The organism is Micromonospora jinlongensis, from assembly GCF_013410645.1.
GTDB classification, from domain to species: Bacteria; Actinomycetota; Actinomycetes; order Mycobacteriales; family Micromonosporaceae; genus Micromonospora; species Micromonospora zamorensis.
On record NZ_JACCHK010000001.1, the window covers coordinates 438,756 to 462,478 of the forward strand.

The following is a 23,723-nucleotide window of genomic DNA, read 5'->3' on the forward strand; positions in this document are numbered from 1 at the left end:
TCGGCTGACACCGCCCTGACAAGCCACCGACACCGGCTGACACCCGACGGCCAGGGCGGTGCCGGCCGCGGCTCGGTGATCGACTCGACTTCGCGAAGGACGCGCTGTCCACCCGCCCGCGACAGCGCGACACGGACCAGGGTCAGGCCGCCGAACCGTCCGTGTTCCGGATCATCTGCCGGAGCACCTTCAGGGTCGTCACGTAGTCGGCGTCGTCGATCCCGTGGTGAATGCGAGCGCGGATCGCCGGAGCGTGCTGCTTGATGGTGAGGCGAGCCGCCTCGCCCGCCTCGGTGATCCACAGTCGCTCCCGGTCGTCCCGGGTGAGCCAACCCCGATCCAGCAGAACGCCGGCCTCGGCCTCCAGATCGTCCTCGGACCTCAGGTAGGTGCTCATCGCCAGTTCAAGCTCGGCGATGGTCATGCCGTGACCGTCGGGTGAGATGTCGTTGCCCGACAGATTGCGGAGCAACCAGAACTGGGGCTGGGTGAAGCCGAACTCGGCGTGGCGGGCCCGCGTGAAGGCGATGAGGGCCTCGTAGGCCACGCCGGTCCAGTACGCGGCGGGCTGGGTCGCGAGTTCGGCGTCGGACAGGTGCGGGGTTGCCACGGGTGCCTCCTGGGGGTGTTCGACTGAGCGCGACCCTAGGACCTCAAGTCGTGTTGAGGTCAATGAGGCGACCGGGCTGTCCCCGTGCACGAGCCGCTACGGCCGAGACCGACCGGCGACGCCGTTCGCAGGGGTGTAGTCAGGTTTCCGTTGTGTGTAGGTTGCGGAAGTGACAAGAAGCGAGCGAATCGCGGACCAGCTGGACCGGCACTGGCAGAAGAACCTGCGGCCGCGGCTGCACGGTCTTGTCGATGAGGAGTACTTCTGGGAGCCGGTGCGTGGCTGCTGGAGCATCCGTCCACGTGGCACGTCGGCCGCACCGATGTCGGCAGGTTCGGTGGAATGGACGATGGACTCCGCGTCCCCCGACCCGGTGCCGGCGCCGGTGACCACGATTGCCTGGCGGCTGGCACACATCATCGTCTCCTGCCTGGGTTATCGGGTCGGTTGGCACTTCGGCGGCCAGGAGGTCGACTCCCAGACGTTCGCCTACGCGGGGACCGCTGACGAGGCACTGAGACAGCTCGATGAGATGTACGGGAGATGGAACGCGGGGGTCCGCGAGCTCTCGGACATTGACCTGGAGAATCCGCCCACGGTTGGTCCCGAGTGGTTTCCCATGGAGGGCATCGTCCTGCACGTCAACAGGGAGCTGATCCATCACGGCGCCGAGATTTCCCTGCTGCGCGACCTCTACCGCTGGCAGGACAAAGCTGTACCGCGCCGAACATGAGTTTCCGGCAACCGGCGATCGAGCGCAGCCGGCCATCTTGGACCGATCCCGCCCGCGCGACCGCAGCTTCAATGGTGAGGAGGGCCCGATGGGCCGCACGGTGTTGAGCATGAGCGTGTCGTTGGACGGTTTCGCCGCCGGTCCCGACGTCACCGCCGGACAGCCGATGGGCAGGGGTGGCGAGCGGCTGCACGAGTGGCTGTTCCAGGATGACGGGGATCGCGCCGTGGCGGCTGACGGCGTCACCCCGGTCGGGGTCGACGCCGCGCAGGTACGAGAGCGTCATGCCACGACCGGCGCCGTGGTGATCGGCAAACGGACGTTCGATGTCGGCGTGGACCTGTGGCAGGACACTCCGTTTCCGGTGCCGTGCTTCGTGGTCACTCACGAGTCACGCGACCCGTTGCGGATGGAGAGCGACGCGTTCACGTTCGTCAACGACGGGCTCCACAGCACGCTGCGCCAGGCTCGACAAGCAGCAGGCGACCGGAACGTCCTCATCATGGGCGGGCCCACCACAGGACGACAGTTCGTCAGGGCCGGGCTGGTGGACGAGATCCACGTCCAACTCGTACCGGTGTTCCTCGGCACCGGCACGCGCCTGTTCGATGACCTCGGCACCGACCACATCGAGCTCGAACGCACCGCGGTGATCGAGTCACCACACGTCACGCACCTGCGCTTCCACGTCCCGAAGTGACCGCTTGGCGTCGGCCGGCCCGCGATGCGGACTCGACTTCCGCCGTACAGGCCGGCCAGCGCTTGCGCGGCCGCAGCAGTGGTCGAAGTCGCGATATGCTGTGGGCGGCAGAGCGCCTGCCAGCGCCCGATGTGGTGGCCCACGCCTGACCGCATCCCGGGGCCAAGAGTCTCCGACTCCGCGCCGATATGTCGACTCACGGTGTGCCGGTCACGCCGCCTGTTCGGTGGAGCGCGTGGGGCTGCACCGGAGGCGTCATGTCTGATCACCACCCGCGACGGACCCCCACCCCGGGACGTGCCCGCAAGCGCGCCATCCGGGAGCACGCTGCCCAGGCCGGTGTCGCCTACTCGGTGGCTGCCCGCCACCTCGAGTCGGTGGGTCTGCGACCCGGCGAAACCCTCGCCACGTACGGGCGGACGATCTATCCGATCGGGTTCGACCCGCATCGCCAACTGCTCGTCGAACGCCGTGAGCGGCGGTCGTTCGAGGATCGGGTGGCGGACACCAGGCGGGCCGCGGTCCTGCCTCATGGCCGCGCGCAGCACCTCGTCGAGCGGTTCCCGCCCAGCCGTGGGCGTACGGGCAGCGGAGTGGGCGCGCTCTACCACGGCGAGGGCCGGGTGGAACTGCTCGCGATGGTGTACGTGGTGATCGCGGCCGAGTCCCCGGGGCTGCTGCCCGAGGTGGGGGATCTCGCCTGGATCGCGGAGCTGGGCGAGGACACCGCGCTCGACACGGCCTGCGCCGAGGTCGACCGCGAGGCCCGCCGGGTGCTCGATCGGGAGCCCCTGGCGCTCTGGTCGGTCATCGAGGCGGCGCTGGCCGTCGCCGAGCACAGCGCGGACTGGCAGATCCGCCAGGAAGCGATAAGGCAGGCCGCGCTCTTCCACACGATGATGACGCCGCGGATCGGGTACGCGGGCGAGCCGTACGTGCCGGGGCTGCCCGTCGCCGGTGTCCGGCAGATCCTCGACGCCCTGCTCATCGTCGCCGACGACGGACACGCGCCGGGCACCCGGGTACGCCTGCGCAGGCATCCGGACGACGTGGGGTTGGCCACGATCATCGGGGCCACGTGGGGGTCGTCGGGTCCACCGGTGGGCTATCTCGTGTGGCCCGACGCGGCGACGGCGCCGCAGTCGGCCCGCGCCGACGACCTGATTGTCCTGGCCGACCAGGAGTCGCTTCCTCGGTGAGCTGGTGATCGACTCGACCTCCGCGAAACACGCGGTATCCAGATGCCCGCGAGACCCCGACATCAGGGGAAACCGAGTCGATCAAGCACACCGCCGGCCCAGGAGGTGGCCCGCTGCTCCCTTCTGCGATGCGGTCCCGGCGCGGGCCGGCCGGGCTCCCTCGCGGGGAGCCCGGCCGGTGCGGTCAAACGCCGCCGTGGAGCTGTCCGGCTCAGCCGGGGGGTGCTGCGGCGGGAGAGTCACGCACGGCGCGACCGCCCTCCGCGCGGTGGTCCGCCTGCTCAGTTCGGCAGGCGACCCCGCGTGGAGACGAAGTGGTACGACATGACGGCGAAGCCGGGATCGCGGACCAGCCGCCGGAAGGCGTTCAGTTGGCTGGGCGACAGCCCCGCGGCGAGCAGGTCCGGCTCCAACTGGCGGGAGTTCGTCTCGTACAGCGACGTTCCGGTCGAGCCGCCGGCCCAGCTCTGCGAGTGGGTGATGGTGTCCAGGTCGGTCAGACCGGCGAGGGCCATCTCGGTGTGCACATCCTGCGCCCACCCCAGGTCGGCGCCGTGGTTCTCCAGGACACCCATCATGGCGTCCATCACCTGCGCGAAGAGCTTCGCCGCGTCGTCGGTCGGCGCGGTCAGGACCCGCAGCGGCGCGGTGCAGTCGAACTCCTCGACCACCAGCCACCCGCCGGGAGCCAGCGCGCCGGTGAGCGTACGGAGGACCCGCCGTCGGTCGGGGAGGTGCAGCAGCACCAGCCGGGCGTGGATCAGGTCGAACGCGTCCCCGGGTGGCGGTTCGGTGCGCACGTCGTGTCGGCGTACGTGCAGGTTGCCGTCCGCCGCGAGGTGCGTGGGGTCGATGTCGGTGGCCAGCACGTGGCCGTCGTCGCCGACCGCGCGGGCGATCCGCCGGGCCATCGAGCCGCCGCCCGCACCGACCTCCCAGCAGGTCGCTCCCGGTCGCAGCACCGGTTGGGCCAGTCGGCGCGTCGTGATCGGGTCCAGGAAGGACTCCAGCGCCTGCATCTGGGGAACGGCGTCCGGTTGGCCGTTGTCGAACGTGTACGTGCCATCGCTGGTAGCGGTTGCCATCGGGTGTCTACCTCTCCGAGGGGTCGGGTGACGTGGGGGTGTCGGCCCAGAGCCGAGGGGCCGGTCGGTCAGGTGGTGGCGGCGGGGCGGCGGCAGCGACGCTCAACATCGCCGCCAGCGGGGCCGGATCGACGCGCGCCTCGGCCGTCGGACGGTCGTAGACCACCCGGCCGTACTCCAGCACCGCCACCCGGTCCGCGACGTCGATCGCGTGCTGGAGCTGTTGTTCCACGAGCAGCACGGTCAGGCCGTCGGCGGCGAGGCCGTTGACCAGCTCACGGACCCGCGCCGCCAGATCAGGTGAGAGGCCCTCACACGGTTCGTCGAGCAGCAGCACCCGTGGTTGGCCGAGGAGCGCCCGCGCTATCGCCAGCATCTGCTGCTCGCCGCCGGAGAGTTCGCAGCCGCGGTGTCGCAGCCGCGCCGCCAACCTCGGCAGCAGTTCGAGGGTCCGGGCCACCGTCCAGCCCTCGCCACCGGAGACGGGCGCCCGCCACGGCGCGGCCGCCAGGTGCAGGTGCTCGGCCACGGTCAACCGGGAGAAGACCCGCCGGCCCTGCGGGACGAGACCGACGCCGGACTGGGCGATGCGATGCGGTTGCCGACCGGCCACGTGCACGCCGCCGATCTCGATGCGCCCACTGGAGGCACGCACCAGCCCGGCGATCGTGTGCACGAGCGTGCTCTTGCCCGCGCCGTTGCGACCCACCACGGCCTGGATGCTGCCCGGGCGGACCCGCAGGCTGACCTCGTGCAGCACGATCCCTCCGGCATAGCCGGCGCACAGGCGATCCACCGACAGCATCACGCCACCCCGTCGGCGTAGGCCTGCCGCACCAGCGGCGAGGTGCGGATCTCGTCCGGCGTGCCGGCGGCCAACGTCTGACCGTCGCGCAGGACGGTGACGGTGTCGGATAGGGCGTACACCAGGTCCAGTCGGTGTTCGACCAGCAACACGGCGACCGCCCTGGGCAGCGCCTGGAGCAACTCGACGAGCCGGCCGACCTCGACGGCGGACAGTCCGGCAGCCGGTTCGTCGAGGAGCAGCAGGCGGGGGCGACCGGCAAGGGCCATGGCGATCTCCAACTGGCGTCGTTGGCCGTGTGCGAGGTGCCCGGCCGGCACCGTCGCGACGTCGGCGAGGCCCATCTGATCCAGCAGCGGGCCCGCTCGGTGTTGCGCGATGCGCCGGCGTCCGCCCGGCCACCACCTGCGGTGGGGTGTGAGCCGGGGCAGCGCGGCGACCACCACGTTCTCCATCGCGGTGAGTGTCGTAAAGACCGCGGGCCGCTGATGGATGCGGTTGATACCTCGTCGGGCCCGGGCCGCCGGGCCGAGCCGACCGAGGTCGCGTCCATTGAAGATCACCCTGCCGCGCTGGGGTTTCGTGGACCCGCCGATCACGTTGAGCAGTGTCGTCTTGCCGGCTCCGTTGGGGCCGATCAGCGCGTGCCGCTGACCGTCGTGGATGCACAGGTCCACGCCTGCCAGCGCGGCGAGCGAGCCGTACCGCACGCTGACATCCTCGACGTTCAGCAGACCGGTCATCGGTGCAGCTCCGGGACTGTGGCCTGTTCACGGGCGGGTGGCGCGTCCGGCTGAGTCGCCGGCGCGCTCGGCAGACGCCACCGGCCCCGTGCCCGGTGCGCGCCGGTGGGCAGCAGGTAGACCGTCGCCACGAACAGCGCGCCCAGCACCAGCGGCGCGTGGCCGGGCAGCACCCCGAACAACCAGTCCCGTACGGCGATGACCAGCGCCGCGCCCACCAGGGCGCCGCCGACCGAGGCGGTGCCACCGATGACGACACCGAGCAGCAGCAGCGCGGAGGTGTCGAAGCCGAAATCGGCGGGGGAGATGTACTGCTGGGCGACGACCAGGAGCGAACCGGCCGCACCGGCTATCGCCCCGGCGGCCATGTGCGCGCCGGACAGGTACAGCGGCACCCGGTGCCCGCTGGCCCGCAGCCGCGTCTCGTCGTCCCGGCCGGCCCGCAGCAGCAGCCCCGCCCGGGTACGCAGCAGCAACAGCACCGCGCCGACCAGCACGGTCACGACAACCAGGGCGTACAGGTAACGGGCCTGGTCGTTGGCCAGGACCGGGAGCCCCCAGAACGGGCGGACCGCGGCGATGCCGGCCAACCCGTCCGTGCCGCCGGTCACCGACCGCCACCGGCCGAGGACGGTGACGGCGAGTTCACCGATCGCCAGCGTGATCATCAGGACGATCACCCCTCGGGCGTGGACGACGAGCGGCACGGTGAGCGCGGCCAGCACCGCCCCGGCGGCCGCCGCGACGGCGAGCTGCACGACGCCGACATCGGAGATCCGGCTGCCGACCACCGCGCAGGCGTAGGCGCCGGCCGCGTACGGTGCGGTCTGGCCGAGGGTGGGCATGCCGGCGACGCCGGTGAGCAGGGCCACGCTCACCCCGACCAGGGCCAGCGCCAGCGTCCGGGCGAGGATCGCCGTGGTGTAGTCGTCGACCACCCAGGGCGCCACCACCAGGCCGGCCAGGGCGAGGGCCGCCACAGCGCCCCGCGCGCGCCGGATCACCTCGTCCCTCATGCCGCCCTCCACCTGCTGGCCAGGCCACGCGCCCGCACGGCCAGCACCGCCGCCATGGCGGCGAACAGCAGGAACGGTGCGGCGGACGGCAGCAGCGCCACTCCCAGCGTCTGGATCTCGCCGATCGCGAGAGCGGCCAGCAGAGTGCCGCCCATCGACCCGAGCCCGCCGAGAACGACGACCACCAGGGACAGCAGCAGCACTGTGTCGGCGGTGTCCGTGCCGGGGCCGATGATGGGCGCGCCCAGGACGCCGGCCGCACCGGCCAGCGCGCCGGCGGCGGCGAGCACGCCGGCGCGGATGCGCGCGGGACTCACGCCCAGACAGGCGACCATCTCGGGGTCGTCGACGGCCGCCCGGACCAGCATGCCGGCCCTGGTCCGTCGCATGACGAGGTAGAGCGCGGCGGCGATCACTGCGGCGACGACGATGAAGACCAACCGGTACGCCGCATAGCGGTGACCGGCGACCACCACCGACCCCTCCAGGGCGGCGGGCACCAGGACCTGCGGATCGTCGGGACCGAAGCCGGCCACGAGCAGGCTGCCGCCGGCCAGCGCCACACCGAACGTCAGCAGCGCCTGGCTCAGGTGGTTACCGGCGGCGACCGGTGCGAGCAGGCCGGCCAGGAGCACACCCGCCGCGGCGGCGGCCAGCACACCGACCGTCAGCGCCAACGCCAGACTCGCCCAGCCGCCGTCGAGCAGCGCCGCGGCGGTGTAGCCGCCGATCGCGTAGAGCATGCCGTGTGCCAGGTTGAGGATGTTGGCGACGCCGAAACAGAAGACCAGGCCCGACGCGGCGACGAACACGAGCAGCCCGTAGGCGACCCCGTCCAGCGCCGGTATCAGGTACGGGTCGATCCGGATCGTGCCGGCCGCCACCACCATCATCGGCCGACGGTCGCGAGGTCACCCACGACGGTGTTGGACAGAGCCCGCCCGTCCTGGCGGACCTGCCGCAGGTACCACTTCTGCACGGGGGAGTGCGTGGTGGTGGAGAACTGCCAGGTGCCGCGCGGGCTGGCGATCTGGCCGAGCTGACCGATGGCCGTGTTGATGGCCTCCGGAGTCGGGTCGCTTCCGGCGGCGCCGATCGCCCGGTCCAGCACCGCCGCCGCGTCGTACGAGGCGAGCGCGTAGGTCGTCGGTGAACCGTCGTGCTTGGCCTTCCACGCCGCCACGAAGGCGCGGTTCTCCGCGTTGTCGAGGTCCGGCGAGTAGTTGAGCACCGAGAAGATGTCCCGGGCTGCCTCGCCCTGCGCGTTGAGCACGCCGCCCTCGGTGAGGAACCCGGCCGCGTACAGCGGGACGTCCTTGATCTCGGACTGCGCGTACTGCTTGACGAAGTCGACAGCGGCGCTGCCGGCGTAGAACGTGTAGACGGCCGCCGCGCCGGAGGCCTTGATCCGGGCGAAGTACGGGGTGAAGTTGGTGGTGGCCGGGAACGGGGTGAAGGTCGTCTTGCCGTCGGAGTTCGCGAGCTTCCCACCGATCTTCCCAAACGCGTCGGTGAACCCCCGCAGCTCGTCCCAGCCGCCCTGGTAGTCCGGGCCGATCGCGTACACGGAGCCCTTCACGTTGTCGCGCACGTGTTGGGCGATCGCGGCCCCGGGCTCGTCGGAGAGGTAGGAGGTGTGCCAGACCCGGGAGACGTCCTTGAGTTCCGGTCGCCCGTTGGAACCGACGAGCGGCACCTTTGTCTCGTCGAGCAGGGGGGTGACCCCGGCGACGGAGCCTCCACCGACGATGCCGGTGAGCGCGGACACCCGGTCCTGCTTGAGCAGTTTGGTCGCCGCCGGGACCGCGGTCTGGGCGCCGTTGCCCTCGTCGGCGACGACGAGGTCGACCTGTCGACCGCCGAGTTTGCCGTCGTGGGTGTCCAGGTAGAGCTGGAAGCCGTCGCGGATCTCCGTGCCGACCGCCTGGTACGTCCCGGACAACGAGGCGAGCAGGCCGATCTTTATCGAGCCGCTGGCGCTGGTGCCCGGCGCGTCGTCGCCGCAGGCCGTGCTGGTGGTCAGCACGGCCGCGAGCAGCGCGGCGGTGAGGGCACGGCTGCGCCAAGGCGTGGTGAGAGGCATGTCTGACTCCAGAGGAAGGGGAAGGGGTCTCCGGCGTGGGGGCGCCGGGGTGGTCAGCGGCTGCGGGCGAGTGCCGCTCGGGCCGCGGGGGTCAGGGCGTCCCCGATGCGGTTGGCCAGCTCGGTCATCTCGTAGGAGACCTTGCCCACGTCGCACTCGGGTGCGGCCAACACCAGCAGCGAGGCACCGTCGTTGAAGGCCATCGAGAACATGAAGCCGCCCTCGAGCTGCGTGACGTTGGAGATCACCGCGCCGGCGTCGAAGAAGGCCGCCGCGCCCCGCAGCAGGCTGACAAGCCCGCTACCCGTCGCGGCCAACTGGTCGGCCCGGTCCGGCGGCAGGTCGCGGGTGGCGGCCACCATCAGACCGTCGCTGGAGATGGCGATCGCGTGGCTGACCTCGGTCGCCCGCGCGGCGAAATTGTCCAGCAGCCAGCCGAGATCCTGTTGGTCGGTCACGTGCTCTCCTGTCGCGTCATTTGTTGCCGAGGTTGATCGGGGTGCGCCGGCGGTTCGCCACACCCCGGGCGTACGCGGCCATCGCCGTCGCCACCTGGGCCGGATCGCGGTACTCGGACCGTTGCTGCTGCTGGGGGACGGTCACGCCGCCGGGGACGAGTTGCCGTTGCGGTTGCCGTTTGGGTAGGCCGGAGTTGGTGGTGGTGGCGACCTCGGGGGTGTGCGCCTGGGCGGCCGTGCGCCAGGCGTCGTCGGCGGGGCTGGACCATTCCTGGCCGTCGTGACCCTCGGTGACGTCGCTCTGGAACCAGTGGTTGACCTGTTCGAAGATGAGGAGCTCCTCGGTGGGCGCGTCACCCCGGTCCGGGGGTGGGGGAGCCGGTCGGAACACCGGCGCGGCCGGGAGGGTCCGCTCGGCCGGGGGTCGCCCGGCGGTGGGCTCGGGCCGCGGCTGGTAGGGCGGCGGCGGGGGGTTGGCCGTGCGCGCCGCCCTCCGCGAGAGCCGTCCGGGTGCGAGGAGGTATTCCTCCGGTGGCAGAGACCGGATGATCGTCGCGGGCAGCGTCGCCTCGGCGAGGATGCCGCGTCGGGGGCCGCGTCGCAGCTGGACGGTGGCGCCCAGCCGGGCCGCGAGCTGACCCACGACGACCAACCCCATCGCCCGTACGGCGGCCACGTCGATCGCCGGTGGGCGGGCCAACAGCTCGTTGAGCTGCTGCATCCGTTGCGGGGACAACCCCACGCCCTCGTCACTGATCTGGATGATGACGCGGTCACCGAGGCTCCGGCCGCTCACCCAGGTCTCGCTGGCCGGCGGCGAGTACGTCGTCGCGTTGTCCATGAGTTCGGCGATCAGGTGCACGACCTCGTCGACGGTCTTGGCCGCCACCGCGACGTCCCCGTCGATCATGCCGAGCCGGATCCGCGCGTAGTGCTCGATCTGGGAAAGCGCCGCCTGGAGCACCTGTTGCAGGGGGACGTCGCGTTGTCGTACGCGACCGACGCCGACGCCGCCGAGCACCAGCAGGCTGGCGTTGATGCGGCCCATCCGGGTCGCCAGGTTGTCCAGCGTGTACAGCTGGTGGAGCCGGTCGGGGTCGGTCTCGTCCCGTTCGACGAGGTCGACCTGGGCCAGGACGGCATCGACGAGTCGCTGTTCGCGGCGGCTCAGGTGGATGAAGATGTCGGCGGTGTTGGCGCGCATGACGGCCTGCTCGGCGGCGGTCCGCACGGCGGCCTGGTGGACGGCGCTGAACGCCTGGCCCACCTCGCCGATCTCGTCGTCGGTGGAGGGTTCGAGGGCGGCGCTGGACTGCTGGCGGGCCAGTTTGTCCGGGTCGACGGTGGCGCTACCCGGCTTCTGGAGCTGGGCCACCACGGCGGGGAGCTGTTCGAACGCCACCGCGTTCGCGGCGTCCCGCAGGCGACGCAGCCGCCGGGTGATCTGCCGGGCGACGGCCCAGGTCACCAGCGCGGTGAGGACGAGTGCCAGGAGGACGCCGACCGCCTCGGCGACGGCCCGGCGGCGCTGGTCGGCGTGCGCGGATCGGACGTCGTCGCGGACCGCGGCGTCGACCCGCCCCCGCAGCTCGGCCAGACGGGCGGCACGCGTCTGGGTGGTGGACACCCAGCCGCCGGTCTCCAGTTGCAACCGCGACCCCGGCTGGGCCCGGGCCACCTCGTCCTGCATCCGTTGCAGGGCGAGCGCTTCCTTGCCGGTGCCGGCCTGCTCCCACCAGAGGCTCCACTCGGCCGGAGCCAGGGCCAGGAACGACAGGCTCGACTCGGTGTAGCTGGTGCGGGCGGCGGTGATGTCCTGCTGCATGGCCGGGGTCAGCTCGCCGCCCGCGACCGCCCGCAGCACGGCGACCTGCTGCTGACCGATCGCCTCGGCCGTCTTCGACAGTGCCGCCGAGGCCCGGATTCCGTCGGCGAGCCGGGCGTCCACCACGCCGTGCGAGACGGTCTCCCGGAAGTTGATCAGGTCGGCGATGGCGATGCGGTAGCTGAAGGTCATCGCCGACACCGAGGCGTGCGTCGCCGTGCGTACCTGGGTGCGCAGCGGGGGGAGGCTGCCCAGGGCCGCGTCGATGCGGCGCAGGAGAGCCCGGTTGGCCTCGGCGTCGGCGGACAGCCGATCTCGCTGCCCCCGGTAGCGCGTGACAGCGTCGTCGGTGGCGGCCATCTCCGCACCGAAGGCGTCCTGCTGCTCCGGCCCGCCGTAGGTGAGCAGGTCGGCCGCGGCGATGCGTTCGCGTTGCAGGCGGTAGGCGAGGTCACCGGCCTCGGCGCCGACCTGGGCCAGGACCCGCAGGTCGCTGGCCCGGGTTGTCTGGCGTGCGCTCTCTGTCAGCGCGAGACCGGCGAAGCCGATCACGGCGACGAGCGGCGCCGCGACGATGAGGCGCATCCGGCCGGCAATCTTCCAACCGCGTCGCCGGGTCGGGTAGGGTCTGGCCGCGTGGGACCGGGTGCTCGACGCCAAAATTTACTCCCACGACTCGTCGATGACGGTCTATCCGCACGTTGCCGAATGCAAGTCCCATTCGGCCGGAAGTCGCGCTCGTAGGCCAGACCTGACCGTGGTACAAACTGGCCGTACCAGCATCTGTACCCAACGTCAGCGGCCGGTGACGCCGTGAGACCGAGCCGGAATCGTGGGGTCAGCGCTGGTCGTCGCGGGGGCCGACCGGCGGCTGCTGCCGCTGTGCGCCGTCCGGATCGGACGGGCCGTTGAGCACCTGCCCGATCAGCTCACGCAGCTCGTCGATCGCGTCCACCACGGCGCCGGGGTCGCGCGCGTCGCGTCGATCACGCTGACGTGGCACCGGCCGGCCCGGTGGGGAGGCGCGGGGGCCCCGGCGGCCGTCGGCCGCCACCTGTTCGGCCGCCACCTGCGGCCACAGCGCCGCGAGTCGGCCGTCGGTGCCGAGCACGTCGTCGCAGCGCAGCGCGAACTCGTGACTGCCGAACCGGCGACCGGACTCGACCGCCGCGACCGTCTCCCGGCTGAACCGCACCAGATCCGCCAGCGCCCGCTGGGTCAGGCCCCGTCGGACGCGGCAGTTGCGCAGTTCCCATCGGAACCGTTCGCTGGCCGCAGAGGGAGCGGGACTCGACGGGGACGTGTGCTCCATGCGCTCACCTTCGTGGCTTCGGGGGTCAGCGGCGGAAGCCAGATCGAGATTGGCTGATTAGCTGAACATTCATAGGGGACAATTCTTAACCCAGGATGCGATGGGTGTGAAGACGTTCACCGACCTGGATTGTCGGGCAAAGCGGAAAAGGGTGCGTGCCGGGCCCCTTGCCGGTGCCGGGCAGGGGTGGGCAAGCCACCCTTCCCGCACTCGTCCGGGCGCCGGCAGGCCCGTTGGCGCTCCGCACTGTCAGGCGGCGTGCGCTTCGGCGGCCGCCTCACCTCTCGCCGCCGGAACGTCGGCCGGTGTCGTGATATCGATTACCGCGAGCAGCGTGTGGTGGGCGCGAAACGCGACATTGGCCTTGTACGAGCGCTGTTGCCCAGTCGCCAGGCGGAGACCGGGAATGGCATCGGTGAGTCGGGTGATGGCGATTTCGGCCTCCAGCCGCGCCAATCCCGCGCCTATGCAGAAATGCGGACCGTGGCCGAACGACAGGTGACTGCCCCCGTCCGCCCGATGTGGATGGAACTGGTCCGGGTGGGCGAAGACCGCGGGGTCGCGGTTCGCCGCCCCGATCAGCAGCAGGCAGCGCGCCCCGGCGGGGATGGTCACCGTTCCCACTGTGACGTCCCGGTTGGTCACCCGCAGCCAGCCGTCGATGGCGGGCGCGAAGCGCAGGGTCTCGCCCACGAACGCGGAGACGGCCCCCGGGTCGGCGGTGAGCTCCGACCAGTGCCGCGGACTGGACAGCGCCTGGTCGAGGGCGTGGGCGAGCAACCCGGCGGTGGTCTCGTGGCCGGCGACGAGGAGGTTGAAGGCCAGGCTCGCCACCTCGGGCACGGTCAGCACCGCGTCGTCGTCGTCCCGGTACGCCAGGGCGCGGCTGATGAAGTCGTCGCCCTGGTGTCCACTGTCCACCCGTCGACGGACGAGCTCCTCGCAGTAGTGCCAGAACTCCAGCAGATCCTGCGCCAGGCGTACCTGCTCGGCCGGTTCCGGTTGCCCCCAGATGAGCGCGATCTGGCCGTCCGCCCAACTCCGGATCCGCCCGATGTCGGCGTCGGGCACCCCGAGGATGTCCAGGACGACCAGGAGGGGGAGTTCGGTGGCGAATTCCGGGATCAGGTCGACCTGATCGCCCTGGCGGGCGGTGAGCCGGGACACCAGCTGGTCGACCCGGCGCCGGACGATCGGGCCATACTCGGCCTCGACCCGGTCGGGGGTGTTGGCGAAGGTCGCCCGTAGGGCCCGACGGGTGCGGGGATGCACCGGAGGGTCGGCGGCGGCCGTCGTGGGGGGCGCGTCGATCTGCATGATCACGCTCATCGCCTCCGGGCACACCTCGTAGACCGGGGCGAGGGTGAGGGCGTTGCCGAACGTGGCGGCGTCGGCGAGTGCACGCCGGACGTCCGCGTGCCTGCTGATCAACCACAACCCCAGATCCTCGGCGTAGTGCACACCGTCGGGATCGTCGAGAATGCGCCGCCACATGCTTGCCGGGTCGGTGAGATAGACCCCGGCGAACGGATTCAACCGCATGGAAACCCTCCTGATGCACGCGGCGCGAAACCGGCAGCGCCTCCATTTTTTTGGATCCAGTCAGTTCGGGTCGATAATGGCGCGCATCTGCCTCTGGCTCTTTACGGTGCGCTGAGTAGCCGCACAAGTCAAGATTGGTGACCGTCTATTTAGTGCGTCACATAATGCGTGCTGCAACGGACGGCTGAATCCGGCTGGATGCAACTTGCGCCTAGGTCCTTGCCGTCGGTCAGCCCCATTTCACGACGAGATGCCCGTTGCGAGCGACAGCGAGACGATCAGGAAGGGATGAGGCGAAGGACCGCCCATGATGGACGGTGGAATCACGGTGCCGGTCTCCCTCATGACCGGAAAAACGATCTCCGGACCGGCAGGTGACGCCGGGCTCGGGCCACCGGCTCGCCGGTGGGAGCGGAGCCCGCGCGCGTCGCGGGGGCCCCGGCCCAGGCCGGAACCCCCGCGATGCTCTGGCGTGACGACCCTCCGGGGTCAGCGGTCAGGGCGCCCAGGGGCTGGCGATGTTCCAGGTGCTGTCGGCGGTCCACAACGCCGGCGTGTTGTACGCGTCGCCGCCGGTGCCGTTGCTGAGCCAGACCTCCGAGTTGTAGTGCCGCAGGTACCTGCCCCGGAAGTTGTACGACTCCAGCGACACGCCCGAGCCGGTCAGCCCGACCCGTGCGCACCAGGTGGCGTCGGCACGCAGGAGCGCCGAGCCGTCGTCCGGCGAGTTGCGGACCCGGGAGTTCTGGTGGCGTAGGTACTGCCCGGGAAAGTTGACCGACTCGAACGAGTAGCAGCCGGCATCGGCCAGGCCGGTCCGGATGGTGTACGTGGCGTCGGCCTTGAGCAGGCTGGGGCTCGTGGCGGCGACCACCTCGGTGTAGGCCAGGCTGTCCTGGTGGCGCAGGTAGCGGTTGGTGAAGCCGGGCGTCGTCACCTGCAACGACCGCCGGGTGTTGACCGGCAGGGCCACCGGCGCCGAGCTGCCGATGGTCTTCGAGGCGTTGATCAGGGCGGTGTTGGCGGCGCGGACGCGCGCCTGATCCATCTTGATCACCTGCCGGTCATAGGTCAGGAAGCCGTTCAGCTCGCCCTCCAGATCGGTGATCTCGGTGTAGACCGAGGCGCTGAGCCCCTTGCCGACCATCAGGTTCTGGCTGCCCTGCACCAGACCCACGTACCGATCGGTGAGGGCGCTCGAACTGGTCTGCCACTCGTAGGCGAAGAAGCCGCCGCTCGGGCTGTACTCATGGCCCGGCGTGTGCAGGCCCAGCCCACCGAACTCACCGAGGACGGCGATCCGGCTGCTCGACGGTGCGGGCGAGTCGGGCCCGAGGTAGACGTGCCAGTCGTCGATGTCGCCGTTGCCGGGGTTGCCGAGGGACTGGCAGCAGTTGTGGCCGCTGTGCGGGTTGACCAGACGTGTCGGGTCCTGGTTCTTGATGTTCTGCGCGACCCGCCGGGTGTCGGCGAGGGATCGCTCACCCCACCCCTCGTTGTAGGGCGTGTACGCGACCACTGCCGGCGAGCTGCGGTGCTCGTCGACGATCTCGCGTGCCTCGGCCTCGAACTGCGCCTGCTGGGCGTCGGTGGGGTTGACGTCCTGCGCGGTCAGCGACGGGATGTCCTGCCAGACCAGCAGGCCGAGCCGGTCCGCGTGGTAGAACCAGCGCTGCGGTTCGACCTTGATGTGCTTGCGCACCATGTTGAAGCCCAGGTCCTTGTGCTTCTGCAGGTCGAAGGCGAGAGCGGCGTCGGTCGGCGCGGTGTAGAGGCCGTCCGGCCAGAAGCCCTGGTCGAGGGTGCCGACCTGGAACACGAACTGGCCGTTGAGCTTGGGGCGCAGAACCCCGTTCACCACACCCGTGGTGATCTCCCGCATGCCGAAGTAGTGCGCCGTCCGGTCCACGGTGGCCGATGAGCCGTTGCGGAGGGTGACGCGGAGGTTGTAGAGGAACGGGTCGTCGGGCGACCACCGGCGCGCGTTCGGCACCGGCACGCTGAACTCGGTGAAGCCGCCGGTGGCCGAACCAACCACGGTGCTCCCGTTCAGCGCCTCGGCGAGCACGCTGTGACCGCTCACGTCGCCCCGGGTGAAGACCCGCACCCGCAACGTGTTGGTGCTCAGGTTCGGGTAGACGTCCACGCTGCTGATGGAGGCTGTGGGCACCGGCTCCATCCACACCGTCTGCCAGATGCCCGAGCTGGGGGTGTAGAAGATCCCGCCAGGTGTCTTGGTCTGCTTGCCGATGGCGGGCAGGCTGCCGTTCTGCCGGGTGTCGGTGGGGTCCCAGACCTTGACGACGATCTCGTTCGCCCCGGTGGTGAGCTGGGGGGTCACGTCGAAGGTGAAGGCGTCGTAGCCGCCGGTGTGCGCGCCGATCCGCACGCCGTTGACCCAGACGGTGCTCTGCCAGTCGACGGCGCCGAAGTGCAGCAGGGTCCGCCGACCCGACCAGTTGGCCGGGACGGTGACGGTGCGCCGGTAGAACAGGTAGTTGCGGTTGTCGTTCGCGGCCCGTTGGATGCCGGAGAGCGCACTTTCCACCGGGAACGGCACGTTGACCCGCTCGGGCAGGTTGACGCCGAACTGCGGGGCGTCGTCGGTGGCCGACTGGCGTAGCTGCCACTCGCCGTTGAGGTTGAGCCAGTCCGGTCGCGTCATCTGGGGGCGCGGGTACTCGGGCAGGGGTGTGCCGGCCAGGGCCTGGCCGGTCCAGGGGGTGGTCAGTGGCGGCGTCTTGGCCGGTGCGGCGTACGCCGGTGGGGTCGGCGCGGCGAGAACGCCGGCGACCAGGGCGAGGATGAGCAGCAGCGGCAGGGCGGGGCGGATGGGGACCTGACGTGTCATGCCGTCTCCGAGGGGCGAGGCGCCGCGGGCGGTGCAGCCAGGCCCGAAGCGCGTGGGTGGTGGGCATCGGGTGGTCACTGACGGGGACGGGCGTCATCGACGGATGCCGGTGGGATCTCCACGCGTCGGCGGGACTGGCATATTGACATCCATCATCGCCTGTATAACGTTATAGAGCCGCACCGGCCTCCCGTCAATCCTTGTCCGTCGATGCGTGCCCGGCTCGGCGGTCCCCTTGGCGAAGGGTTGGTGGATGGGCGTCAACCTCAAGGACATCGCCCAGCGCGCGGGCGTGTCGCTGGCCACGGTCTCGAACGTGGTAAACGGATACCGGCCGGTGGGGGAGCGGACCCGGCTGCGTGTGCAGCAGGCGATCGACGAACTCGGCTACAGCCCCAACCTGGGTGCCCGACATCTGCGTCGGGGGCGTACCGGGCTGATCGCCCTGGCCATCCCGGAACTGAACAATCCCTACTTCGCCGAGCTCGCCGAGATCGCCATCGGCGAGGCCGCCGGGCTCGGCTACACCCTGGTCATGGAGAACACCGCCGCGGACCGGGGAGCGGAACTGGCGCTCCTCGACGGGTCCCGGCGGCACATCATCGACGGCCTGATCCTCAGTCCGGTGCGGATCGGCCGGGAGGAGGTGCTGGCCCGGACCGCGGGCACCCCGCTCGTGCTGATCGGTGAGGGCGTCTACGACGTGCCGCACGATCACATCGCCATCGACAACGTCGCCGCCAGCCACGCCGCGATCCAGCACCTCGTGGCGATCGGCCGCCGTCGGATAGCGTTCATCGGCGCCACGCAGGGTGGCGACCGGCAGTCCGCCCACCTGCGGGTACGCGGCTACCGGGAGGCCCTGGCCGCCGCCGGCCTGCCGTACCGCTCGCGGCTGGTCGCCCGCACCGACGCGTTCGGCCGGCTCGACGGCAAGCGGGCGATGCGTGACCTGCTCGCGCTCGGTCACCCACCGGACGCGGTGTTCGGCTACAACGACCTGGTCGCCGTCGGTGCGCTGCGGGCGCTGGCCGAGGCCGGTCTGCGGGTGCCGGAGGACGTCGCGGTGATCGGGATCGACGACATTGAGGAGGGTCGGTTCAGCACCCCGACCCTCACCACGATCGCCCCGGACAAGCGGGAGATCGGCCGTCTCGCGGTGCGCCGCCTCGTCGCCCGGATCGAGGGGGCGCAGGTCGCGGCACCGCTGACCGTGCAGACGCCGTTTCGGCTCATCCGCCGGGAGAGCACGGGTACGCCCGGCGGCTGACGACCGGTGCGCACACCGGGCGAGATCCATAGCCCCGGTGGTACGACCCAGAGAGGATGACCCGCTAGATCCATGGACCTCAATATGATGACCGCTATCTCGAACGGGGTGCGCTCACGAGGCGTGCCATCCTGATGCGGAGGAATGCATGGTTCGCTGGCGTACCCTCACTGGCCTGCTGGCCACCGCGTTGGCCGCGGTGACCGCGGCCAGCCTCACTCTCACCGCGCCGGCCGCCGCGGCCGACAACCCCGTGACGCCGAACGTCGTCGGCGGCACCCGCGCCGCGCAGGGCGAGTTCCCGTTCATGGTGCGACTCTCGATGGGGTGCGGCGGGGCGTTGTACAGCCCCCGGCTGGTGCTCACCGCCGCGCACTGCGTGGGCTCGACCGGCACCAACACCAGCATCACCGCGACGCTCGGGACAGTCGACCTCCAGTCGTCCAGCCGCATCACCGTCCGGTCGAACTACGTCTACCGGGCTCCCGGCTACAACGGCTCCGGCCGGGACTGGGCACTGATCCGGTTGGCCAGCCCCGTCACCGGGCTGAGCACGCTCCCGATCGCCACCACGACCGCCTACGACAGCGGCACCTTCACCGTGGCCGGCTGGGGCGCCGCGCGCGAGGGCGGCGGCCAGCAGCGGTACCTGCTCAAGGCGACCGTGCCGTTCGTGAGCGACTCCACCTGCAATGCCAACTACGGTGGCGACCTCATCCCCGCCCAGGAGATCTGCGCCGGCTACGCCAGCGGCGGCACGGACACCTGCCAGGGTGACTCGGGTGGCCCGATGTTCCGCCGCGACGCCTCGAACGCCTGGATCCAGGTCGGCATCGTGAGCTGGGGCAACGGCTGCGCCCGGCCCAACTACCCGGGTGTCTACACCCAGGTGAGCTACTTCGCCTCGTCGATCGCCTCGGCCGCGGCGAGCCTCGGCGGCTGACCGGAGGAACCATCGGGCGGCCCGGACGACGACGTCCGGGCCGCCCGCTCGTGCTCGTCACCGAGGGGTACGCGGCGAGTGGGCCACCCGACAGATTCGGCGGGCCGCGCGTGCGGCCCCCGCCCGAGCGGCCATGATGAGCCGGTGAAGATCCTGTCCATCCAGTCGTCGGTCGCCTACGGTCACGTCGGCAACTCGGCGGCGGTGTTTCCCCTGCAGCGGCTCGGCCACGAGGTCTGGCCGGTCCTGACGGTGCACTTCTCCAACCACACCGGGTACGGCGCGTGGCGGGGGCCGATGCTGGCGGCCGCCGACGTGGCCGAGGTGATCGAGGGCATCGCGGACCGTGGAGCCCTCGGCGGCGCCGACGCGGTGCTGTCCGGCTACCAGGGCGACCCGGCCATGGGCGCGGTGATCCTGGACGCGGTGGCGAAGGTCAAGGCGGTCAACCCGGCCGCGTTGTACTGCTGCGACCCGGTGATGGGCGACGCCGGTCGCGGAATGTTCGTCCGCCCTGGCATTCCCGAGTACCTGCGGGACACCGTCGTGCCGCGTGCGGACATCATCACGCCCAACCACTTCGAGCTCGACTTCCTCGCCGGCCGCACGACGAACTCGCTCGCGGAGGTGCTCGACGCGGTCGACGTCGTACGCGCGACCGGGCCGCGGCACGTCCTGGTGACCAGCGTGCTCCACGGCGACCTGCCGCCGGACTCGCTGGAGGTGGTGGCCGTCTCGGACGAGGGCGCCTGGGCGGTGACCACGCCGCTGCTGCCGATCAACCCGAACGGCGGGGGTGACGTCACCGCGGCGCTGTATCTCGCGCACCTGTGGACCACCCGCTCACCCGCGATCGCGCTGGAACGCACCATCGCCTCCGTCTACGCCGTGCTCGAAGCGACAGTCGCTGCCGGCACCCGGGAGATCCAGCTGATCGCCGCGCAGGACGTGATCGCCGACCCGCCGGCCCGGTTCACCGCCCGCCGCCTGCGCTGACGACAGGTCGACGCCGACCGCCGACGCGTCGAGGAACGCCTCGACGCGGTCGGCCCGGGCATTGCCGGGTGCCCGCGGCGGTCAGCGGCCCTCGGGGACGGCCATCTCGCCGAGCAGCGACCAGTCCTCCTGTGGCACTGTGGCGTTCACGATGCGCGGCGTCTCGGCCAGGTGCGGCGGCAGTGTCTCCTGCGCCGCGCGGAAGTGGGCGGACTGCACGTGGGCCGCACCGGCCTGGTCGTCGCGGAACGCCTCGACCAGCACGTACTCGGTCGGGTCGTCCACACTGCGGGACCAGTCGAACCACAGGCAGCCCGGCTCGGCCCGCGTCGCCTCGGTGAACTCGGCGGCGATCTGCGGCCACCGGTCGGCGTGCTCGGCCAGGACCCGGAACTTGGCGGTAATGAAGATCATGGCATCAGGTTACCCAGCCGGACGGGTCACCCGTCGACGTCAGCCGGACAGCCGGCCGGACCCGCGCACCTCTGCCCGAGCCACAGTCATGGTCAGCCTGGAAGCGCTCGCCATCCCGACGGAAATGTCAGCCGAGCGGACTACCGTGCGGGACATGCGAGCAATCGGAACGTTCGACGTGGATGAGTTCACCGCGGTCCCCGTGCCGAGCCCCGAGGTCAAGACTGGCCTGCCGGTCGGCTTCGCCACCATGCGCAAGACGTTCACCGGAGAGGTCGACGGCCGATCCGAAACACTCTTCACGGCCGCCTTCGATCCCGCGACCGGCACCGGCACGTACGTCGCCATGGAGTCGTTCGAGGGCAGTGTCGCCGGCCACGCGGGCACCTTCAACTTCGTGCACTCCGCCACCACCACCGGTCAGGACCGGCAGGCCGAGTTCCTGACGATCGTCCCCACGAGCGGCACCGGCGGCCTGACTGGCATCCGTGGAACGGGAGGCCTGACAGTCGACGAAGATGGCACTCACAGCATCTGGTTCGACTACGACCTGTCCTGACGCCCGCCTTGCGGATGGTCGACGGATCGGCAGTGACCGGGGGTAGCGCCGCAGCCGTTACCCCCGGCACACCCATCGCGGCAGCAGCGCCGTCTGCCGCCTGCCCCCGGCTGCCGTGCATCGCCGCTCAGCGCAGGCGGCGGATGTCGCCGAAGGCCCGGTAGAACCCGCCCCTGCCGGACTCGCGGACCTCGGTCACCAGGTAGCGGGCGCCCGGCTCGCGGATCCCCTTGGGAAACTGCACCGACCAGTCGCGCCGGTAACCGTCGGAGAGCACCTGGACCCGCAACCGCCCCCGATCGTCCAGGCACTGCACCACCACGCCCCCGTCGACGTCGCTGGTCACCTCGACGACCGTCGGCTGCACGGGCCGCGGTGCCTGGCGGGGGGCCTTGACGTCGCGCACCTCGGGCACGTCCCCGGCCTGCGCCGCGCGGATCGCCGGCTCGCTCGCGTCGATGCAGGCCAGGTGGCCGCCGGTGGTGACGACGTACAGCCGGTCGTCGTGGTACTGCATGGAGTATGCCGAGCCGCAGCCGGTGCCGAGCTTCCACAGCCGCGTGCCGGCGGCGTCGAAGCAGTAGATCGAGGACTGGCTGTCACCGGCGAAGACGTACTGGCCGCCTTCCGCTGTGGCGCAGGAGAACACCGGAGCGTCGCACCGGTAGGTGCGTTCCAGCCGCCCTGCCTTGGACAGTCGCACCACCTCGCGGGTGCCGGTGCCGGCGAACACGCTGCCGTGCTCCTGCCAGCCGAAGAGCACCGAACCGGTCCTGGTGTGCCACAGCTCGCCGCCGGTCCGCCACTCGTAGCCGGTCACCCCCTGCGAATGGCCGTGGTAGATGGCGTCGCTGTCGCACCGCACCATCCACGCCGAGCGCCCCCGCCCGGGCCGACGCCACAGGAACTCGTCCTCGTGGTCGACCGCCGTGATCCCGCCGTCGGCATCCGAGACGCCCAGCACCCCGTCGTGGATGTCCAGCCAGTAGATGTCGATCTCCGGAGCGATCGCGTACGCCACCCGGGGCATCTTGCCGGAGAGGTCGTAGACGTTGCCGTCATCGCAGCCGGCGTAGATCCAGGCGTCGTCGGCGACGATGCACTTGACCCCGTCGGGGAGGCGGACCTGGCTGCGCACTGGGCGTCGTGGTCGAGCGTGGTGATCACACCATGCTCGTTGCCGACCATGCAGTGCTGCCCGTCGACGAAGATGCCGAAGGCGGGAGCGCCGGAGTCGTAGCGCCAGAGCACCGGAGCGGTGTGGGCGGTGGAGCGGGTGCTGACGATCTGCCGCCGGGAGACGGTGCGCTTCTGTCGGACGCCGGGAACCGCCGGCGCGTAACCCTTGCGGACCTTCTCCCCGATCTTCTTCGCGGCGGCGGCGCGGGCCCGTGCGTTGTCCGGGTAGGCGCTGGCCTTGATCTGCCCCTGGTCGCCGATCCGGCCGTAGCGCACGGTCAGCGTGGCGTTGTCGACGATGACCTCGTAGAACTTGTGTGCACCGTCCACTTCGGACAGTTCGAGGTAGGTCGTCTCCTGGGACATGGGGGCCTCCGAGGGGTCAGCGACCGGCCCGACGTGGCCGGCGCGGCGACAGTACGCACACGCTAACGGCGGCCCCCGACAGAATCGGCGCCCGGCCAGCCCAGCGCGTCGTCGCGGAGGACCGCGTGCGCGCCGACGGTCTGATTGACAATCTGCGTCACCCGCACGTCGACCGCGACGCTGGCCAGCGCCACCGCGTCCGCGCGGCTGAGGCCGTGCAACCGCTGCATCAGGGTCAGCATCGAGTCCAGGGCCATGAACGAGGCGTCGTCGAGGGACGCGCCGACGCCCAGGGCCAGCCACGCGTCCGCGGTGCGCGCCACCGGGCCGGTGACCGGGAAGTCGTCGCGGACGTCGAAGGTCAGCGTCACCTCGTCCATCGGGCACTCGATCGCGGTGCCGCCGACCTCGCCGTCGCCCTGTGCGGCGTGGCCGTCCCCGACCGAGAACAGCGCGTCGTCCACCGGGATCGGCAGCAGGAGGGTGCTTCCCGCGGTGAGGTCCCGGCAGTCCAGGTTGCCGCCCCACGGGCGCGGCGGGATCGTCGAATGACGCCCCGGCTCGGCGGGTGGCATGCCGAGCACCCCCATGAAGGGCCGCAGCGCGACAGTGTGGCCATGCTGGTTGCGGCCGGTCATCGTCGCCGGGTCCAGCGTCCAGGCATGCACCACCGGTTGTTCCTGCACGCCGTAGCGCTGGTTGAATCCGCTCGGCCAGCCACCGGCCACGGTGGTGCCCCAGGTGGCCGGGACGACCGCGTCGATGCGTACCGCGAGGGTCTGGCCGGCGCGCGCACCGCGGACCGCGACCGGACCGACCAACGCGTGACCGTGGTCGGGTTGATGCTGCGCGACGCGGGGCCGGTCCCGGTTCGGTCCGCCGGGATACGGACCGGCCGACCACCAGCAGTCCAGGGTGCGGTAGGTGACGGTGTCACCGGGGTCGATGGTGAGCACCGGCGGGAAGTCGGGGGAGAAGTGGCCGTGCAGGCTGTCGTCGGAGGGCGTGAGGGTGTGTCGCATCAGTGCAGGTTA

The 23,723-nt window shown here is 71.0% G+C and carries 22 protein-coding genes and 1 pseudogene; 7 read left to right on the forward strand and 16 right to left on the reverse strand.

Annotated features, from left to right (window positions below):
• Window positions 1-142 precede the first annotated feature (142 nt).
• Window positions 143-610 carry a MarR family winged helix-turn-helix transcriptional regulator gene (locus HNR22_RS01350; protein ID WP_179778636.1) on the reverse strand — a complete coding sequence of 156 codons (468 nt, stop codon included), beginning with the start codon at window positions 608-610 and terminating at the stop codon, window positions 143-145.
• A gap of 169 nt (window positions 611-779) precedes the next feature.
• Between HNR22_RS01350 and HNR22_RS01355 the strand changes: the two genes are divergently transcribed.
• The 3 genes from HNR22_RS01355 to HNR22_RS01365 all read left to right on the forward strand — a co-directional run bounded on the left by HNR22_RS01355 (window position 780) and on the right by HNR22_RS01365 (window position 3,242).
• Window positions 780-1,343: a DinB family protein gene (locus tag HNR22_RS01355; RefSeq protein ID WP_179778637.1), complete on the forward strand. Its 564-nt coding sequence runs from the start codon at window positions 780-782 to the stop codon at window positions 1,341-1,343.
• An 88-nt stretch (window positions 1,344-1,431) separates the two neighbouring features.
• Window positions 1,432-2,043: a dihydrofolate reductase family protein gene (locus tag HNR22_RS01360; protein ID WP_179778638.1), complete on the forward strand. Its 612-nt coding sequence runs from the start codon at window positions 1,432-1,434 to the stop codon at window positions 2,041-2,043.
• 257 nt (window positions 2,044-2,300) lie between these two features.
• Window positions 2,301-3,242, forward strand: coding sequence for a hypothetical protein (locus HNR22_RS01365; RefSeq protein WP_179778639.1), 942 nt, complete (start codon window positions 2,301-2,303; stop codon window positions 3,240-3,242).
• 281 nt (window positions 3,243-3,523) lie between these two features.
• On the opposite strand, the gene HNR22_RS01370 is transcribed toward HNR22_RS01365, so the two are convergent.
• The 11 genes from HNR22_RS01370 to HNR22_RS01420 form a co-directional block, all read right to left on the reverse strand.
• On the reverse strand, window positions 3,524-4,327 hold the full coding sequence (locus tag HNR22_RS01370; RefSeq protein WP_179778640.1) for a class I SAM-dependent methyltransferase: 804 nt from the start codon (window positions 4,325-4,327) through the stop codon (window positions 3,524-3,526).
• A 7-nt stretch (window positions 4,328-4,334) separates the two neighbouring features.
• A complete protein-coding gene (locus HNR22_RS31105) occupies window positions 4,335-5,132 on the reverse strand; it encodes an ABC transporter ATP-binding protein (protein ID WP_179778641.1) in 798 nt (265 codons plus the stop codon).
• The gene (locus HNR22_RS31110; protein ID WP_179778642.1) at window positions 5,132-5,875 is read right to left on the reverse strand and encodes an ABC transporter ATP-binding protein; all 744 of its coding nucleotides are present in this window, start codon (window positions 5,873-5,875) and stop codon (window positions 5,132-5,134) included. Before HNR22_RS31110 ends, HNR22_RS31105 begins: the two co-directional genes overlap by 1 nt.
• A complete protein-coding gene (locus HNR22_RS01385) occupies window positions 5,872-6,891 on the reverse strand; it encodes a branched-chain amino acid ABC transporter permease (RefSeq protein ID WP_179778643.1) in 1,020 nt (339 codons plus the stop codon). The genes HNR22_RS31110 and HNR22_RS01385 overlap by 4 nt, the downstream gene beginning before the upstream one ends.
• Entirely contained in the window at window positions 6,888-7,784 is an 897-nt protein-coding gene (locus HNR22_RS01390) for a branched-chain amino acid ABC transporter permease (RefSeq protein WP_179778644.1), read from the reverse strand. Before HNR22_RS01390 ends, HNR22_RS01385 begins: the two co-directional genes overlap by 4 nt.
• Entirely contained in the window at window positions 7,781-8,974 is a 1,194-nt protein-coding gene (locus HNR22_RS01395; protein ID WP_179778645.1) for an ABC transporter substrate-binding protein, read from the reverse strand. Before HNR22_RS01395 ends, HNR22_RS01390 begins: the two co-directional genes overlap by 4 nt.
• 53 nt (window positions 8,975-9,027) lie before the next feature.
• On the reverse strand, window positions 9,028-9,432 hold the full coding sequence (locus HNR22_RS01400) for a roadblock/LC7 domain-containing protein (RefSeq protein WP_030490280.1): 405 nt from the start codon (window positions 9,430-9,432) through the stop codon (window positions 9,028-9,030).
• Between the two features lie 16 nt (window positions 9,433-9,448).
• The gene (locus tag HNR22_RS01405; protein ID WP_179778646.1) at window positions 9,449-11,842 is read right to left on the reverse strand and encodes a sensor histidine kinase; all 2,394 of its coding nucleotides are present in this window, start codon (window positions 11,840-11,842) and stop codon (window positions 9,449-9,451) included.
• 253 nt (window positions 11,843-12,095) lie between these two features.
• Window positions 12,096-12,569 (reverse strand): helix-turn-helix transcriptional regulator, encoded by a 474-nt coding sequence (locus HNR22_RS01410; RefSeq protein ID WP_179778647.1) that lies wholly within the window; start codon window positions 12,567-12,569, stop codon window positions 12,096-12,098.
• A 249-nt stretch (window positions 12,570-12,818) separates the two neighbouring features.
• Window positions 12,819-14,111 carry a cytochrome P450 gene (locus HNR22_RS01415; RefSeq protein ID WP_179778648.1) on the reverse strand — a complete coding sequence of 431 codons (1,293 nt, stop codon included), beginning with the start codon at window positions 14,109-14,111 and terminating at the stop codon, window positions 12,819-12,821.
• 496 nt (window positions 14,112-14,607) lie between these two features.
• Window positions 14,608-16,962: an AbfB domain-containing protein gene (locus tag HNR22_RS01420; RefSeq protein WP_179778649.1), complete on the reverse strand. Its 2,355-nt coding sequence runs from the start codon at window positions 16,960-16,962 to the stop codon at window positions 14,608-14,610.
• Window positions 16,963-17,215: 253 nt separating this feature from the next.
• Here HNR22_RS01420 and HNR22_RS01425 point away from each other — a divergent pair, with 253 nt between their 5' ends.
• The 3 genes from HNR22_RS01425 (at window position 17,216) to pdxY (ending at window position 20,171) form a co-directional block, all read left to right on the forward strand.
• Window positions 17,216-18,232: a LacI family DNA-binding transcriptional regulator gene (locus HNR22_RS01425; RefSeq protein ID WP_179778650.1), complete on the forward strand. Its 1,017-nt coding sequence runs from the start codon at window positions 17,216-17,218 to the stop codon at window positions 18,230-18,232.
• 148 nt (window positions 18,233-18,380) lie between these two features.
• Complete coding sequence (locus HNR22_RS01430; RefSeq protein WP_179778651.1) at window positions 18,381-19,175, forward strand: S1 family peptidase; 795 nt, start codon at window positions 18,381-18,383, stop codon at window positions 19,173-19,175.
• A 144-nt stretch (window positions 19,176-19,319) separates the two neighbouring features.
• Window positions 19,320-20,171 carry a pyridoxal kinase PdxY gene (pdxY, locus tag HNR22_RS01435; RefSeq protein WP_179778652.1) on the forward strand — a complete coding sequence of 284 codons (852 nt, stop codon included), beginning with the start codon at window positions 19,320-19,322 and terminating at the stop codon, window positions 20,169-20,171.
• A gap of 81 nt (window positions 20,172-20,252) precedes the next feature.
• Here the strand turns inward: pdxY and HNR22_RS01440 are convergent, their stop codons facing one another.
• Entirely contained in the window at window positions 20,253-20,585 is a 333-nt protein-coding gene (locus HNR22_RS01440) for a putative quinol monooxygenase (RefSeq protein ID WP_124853383.1), read from the reverse strand.
• Between the two features lie 154 nt (window positions 20,586-20,739).
• Between HNR22_RS01440 and HNR22_RS01445 the strand changes: the two genes are divergently transcribed.
• Entirely contained in the window at window positions 20,740-21,144 is a 405-nt protein-coding gene (locus tag HNR22_RS01445; protein ID WP_179778653.1) for a DUF3224 domain-containing protein, read from the forward strand.
• 127 nt (window positions 21,145-21,271) lie between these two features.
• On the opposite strand, the gene HNR22_RS31115 is transcribed toward HNR22_RS01445, so the two are convergent.
• The 3 genes and pseudogenes from HNR22_RS31115 to HNR22_RS01455 all read right to left on the reverse strand — a co-directional run bounded on the left by HNR22_RS31115 (window position 21,272) and on the right by HNR22_RS01455 (window position 23,711).
• A complete protein-coding gene (locus HNR22_RS31115) occupies window positions 21,272-22,282 on the reverse strand; it encodes an outer membrane protein assembly factor BamB family protein (RefSeq protein ID WP_343059636.1) in 1,011 nt (336 codons plus the stop codon).
• 251 nt (window positions 22,283-22,533) lie between these two features.
• Window positions 22,534-22,689 (reverse strand): annotated as a pseudogene (locus tag HNR22_RS31795) (WGR domain-containing protein); the annotation flags it as partial.
• A gap of 62 nt (window positions 22,690-22,751) precedes the next feature.
• Entirely contained in the window at window positions 22,752-23,711 is a 960-nt protein-coding gene (locus HNR22_RS01455) for an acetamidase/formamidase family protein (RefSeq protein ID WP_179778654.1), read from the reverse strand.
• Between the last annotated feature and the right edge of the window lie 12 nt (window positions 23,712-23,723).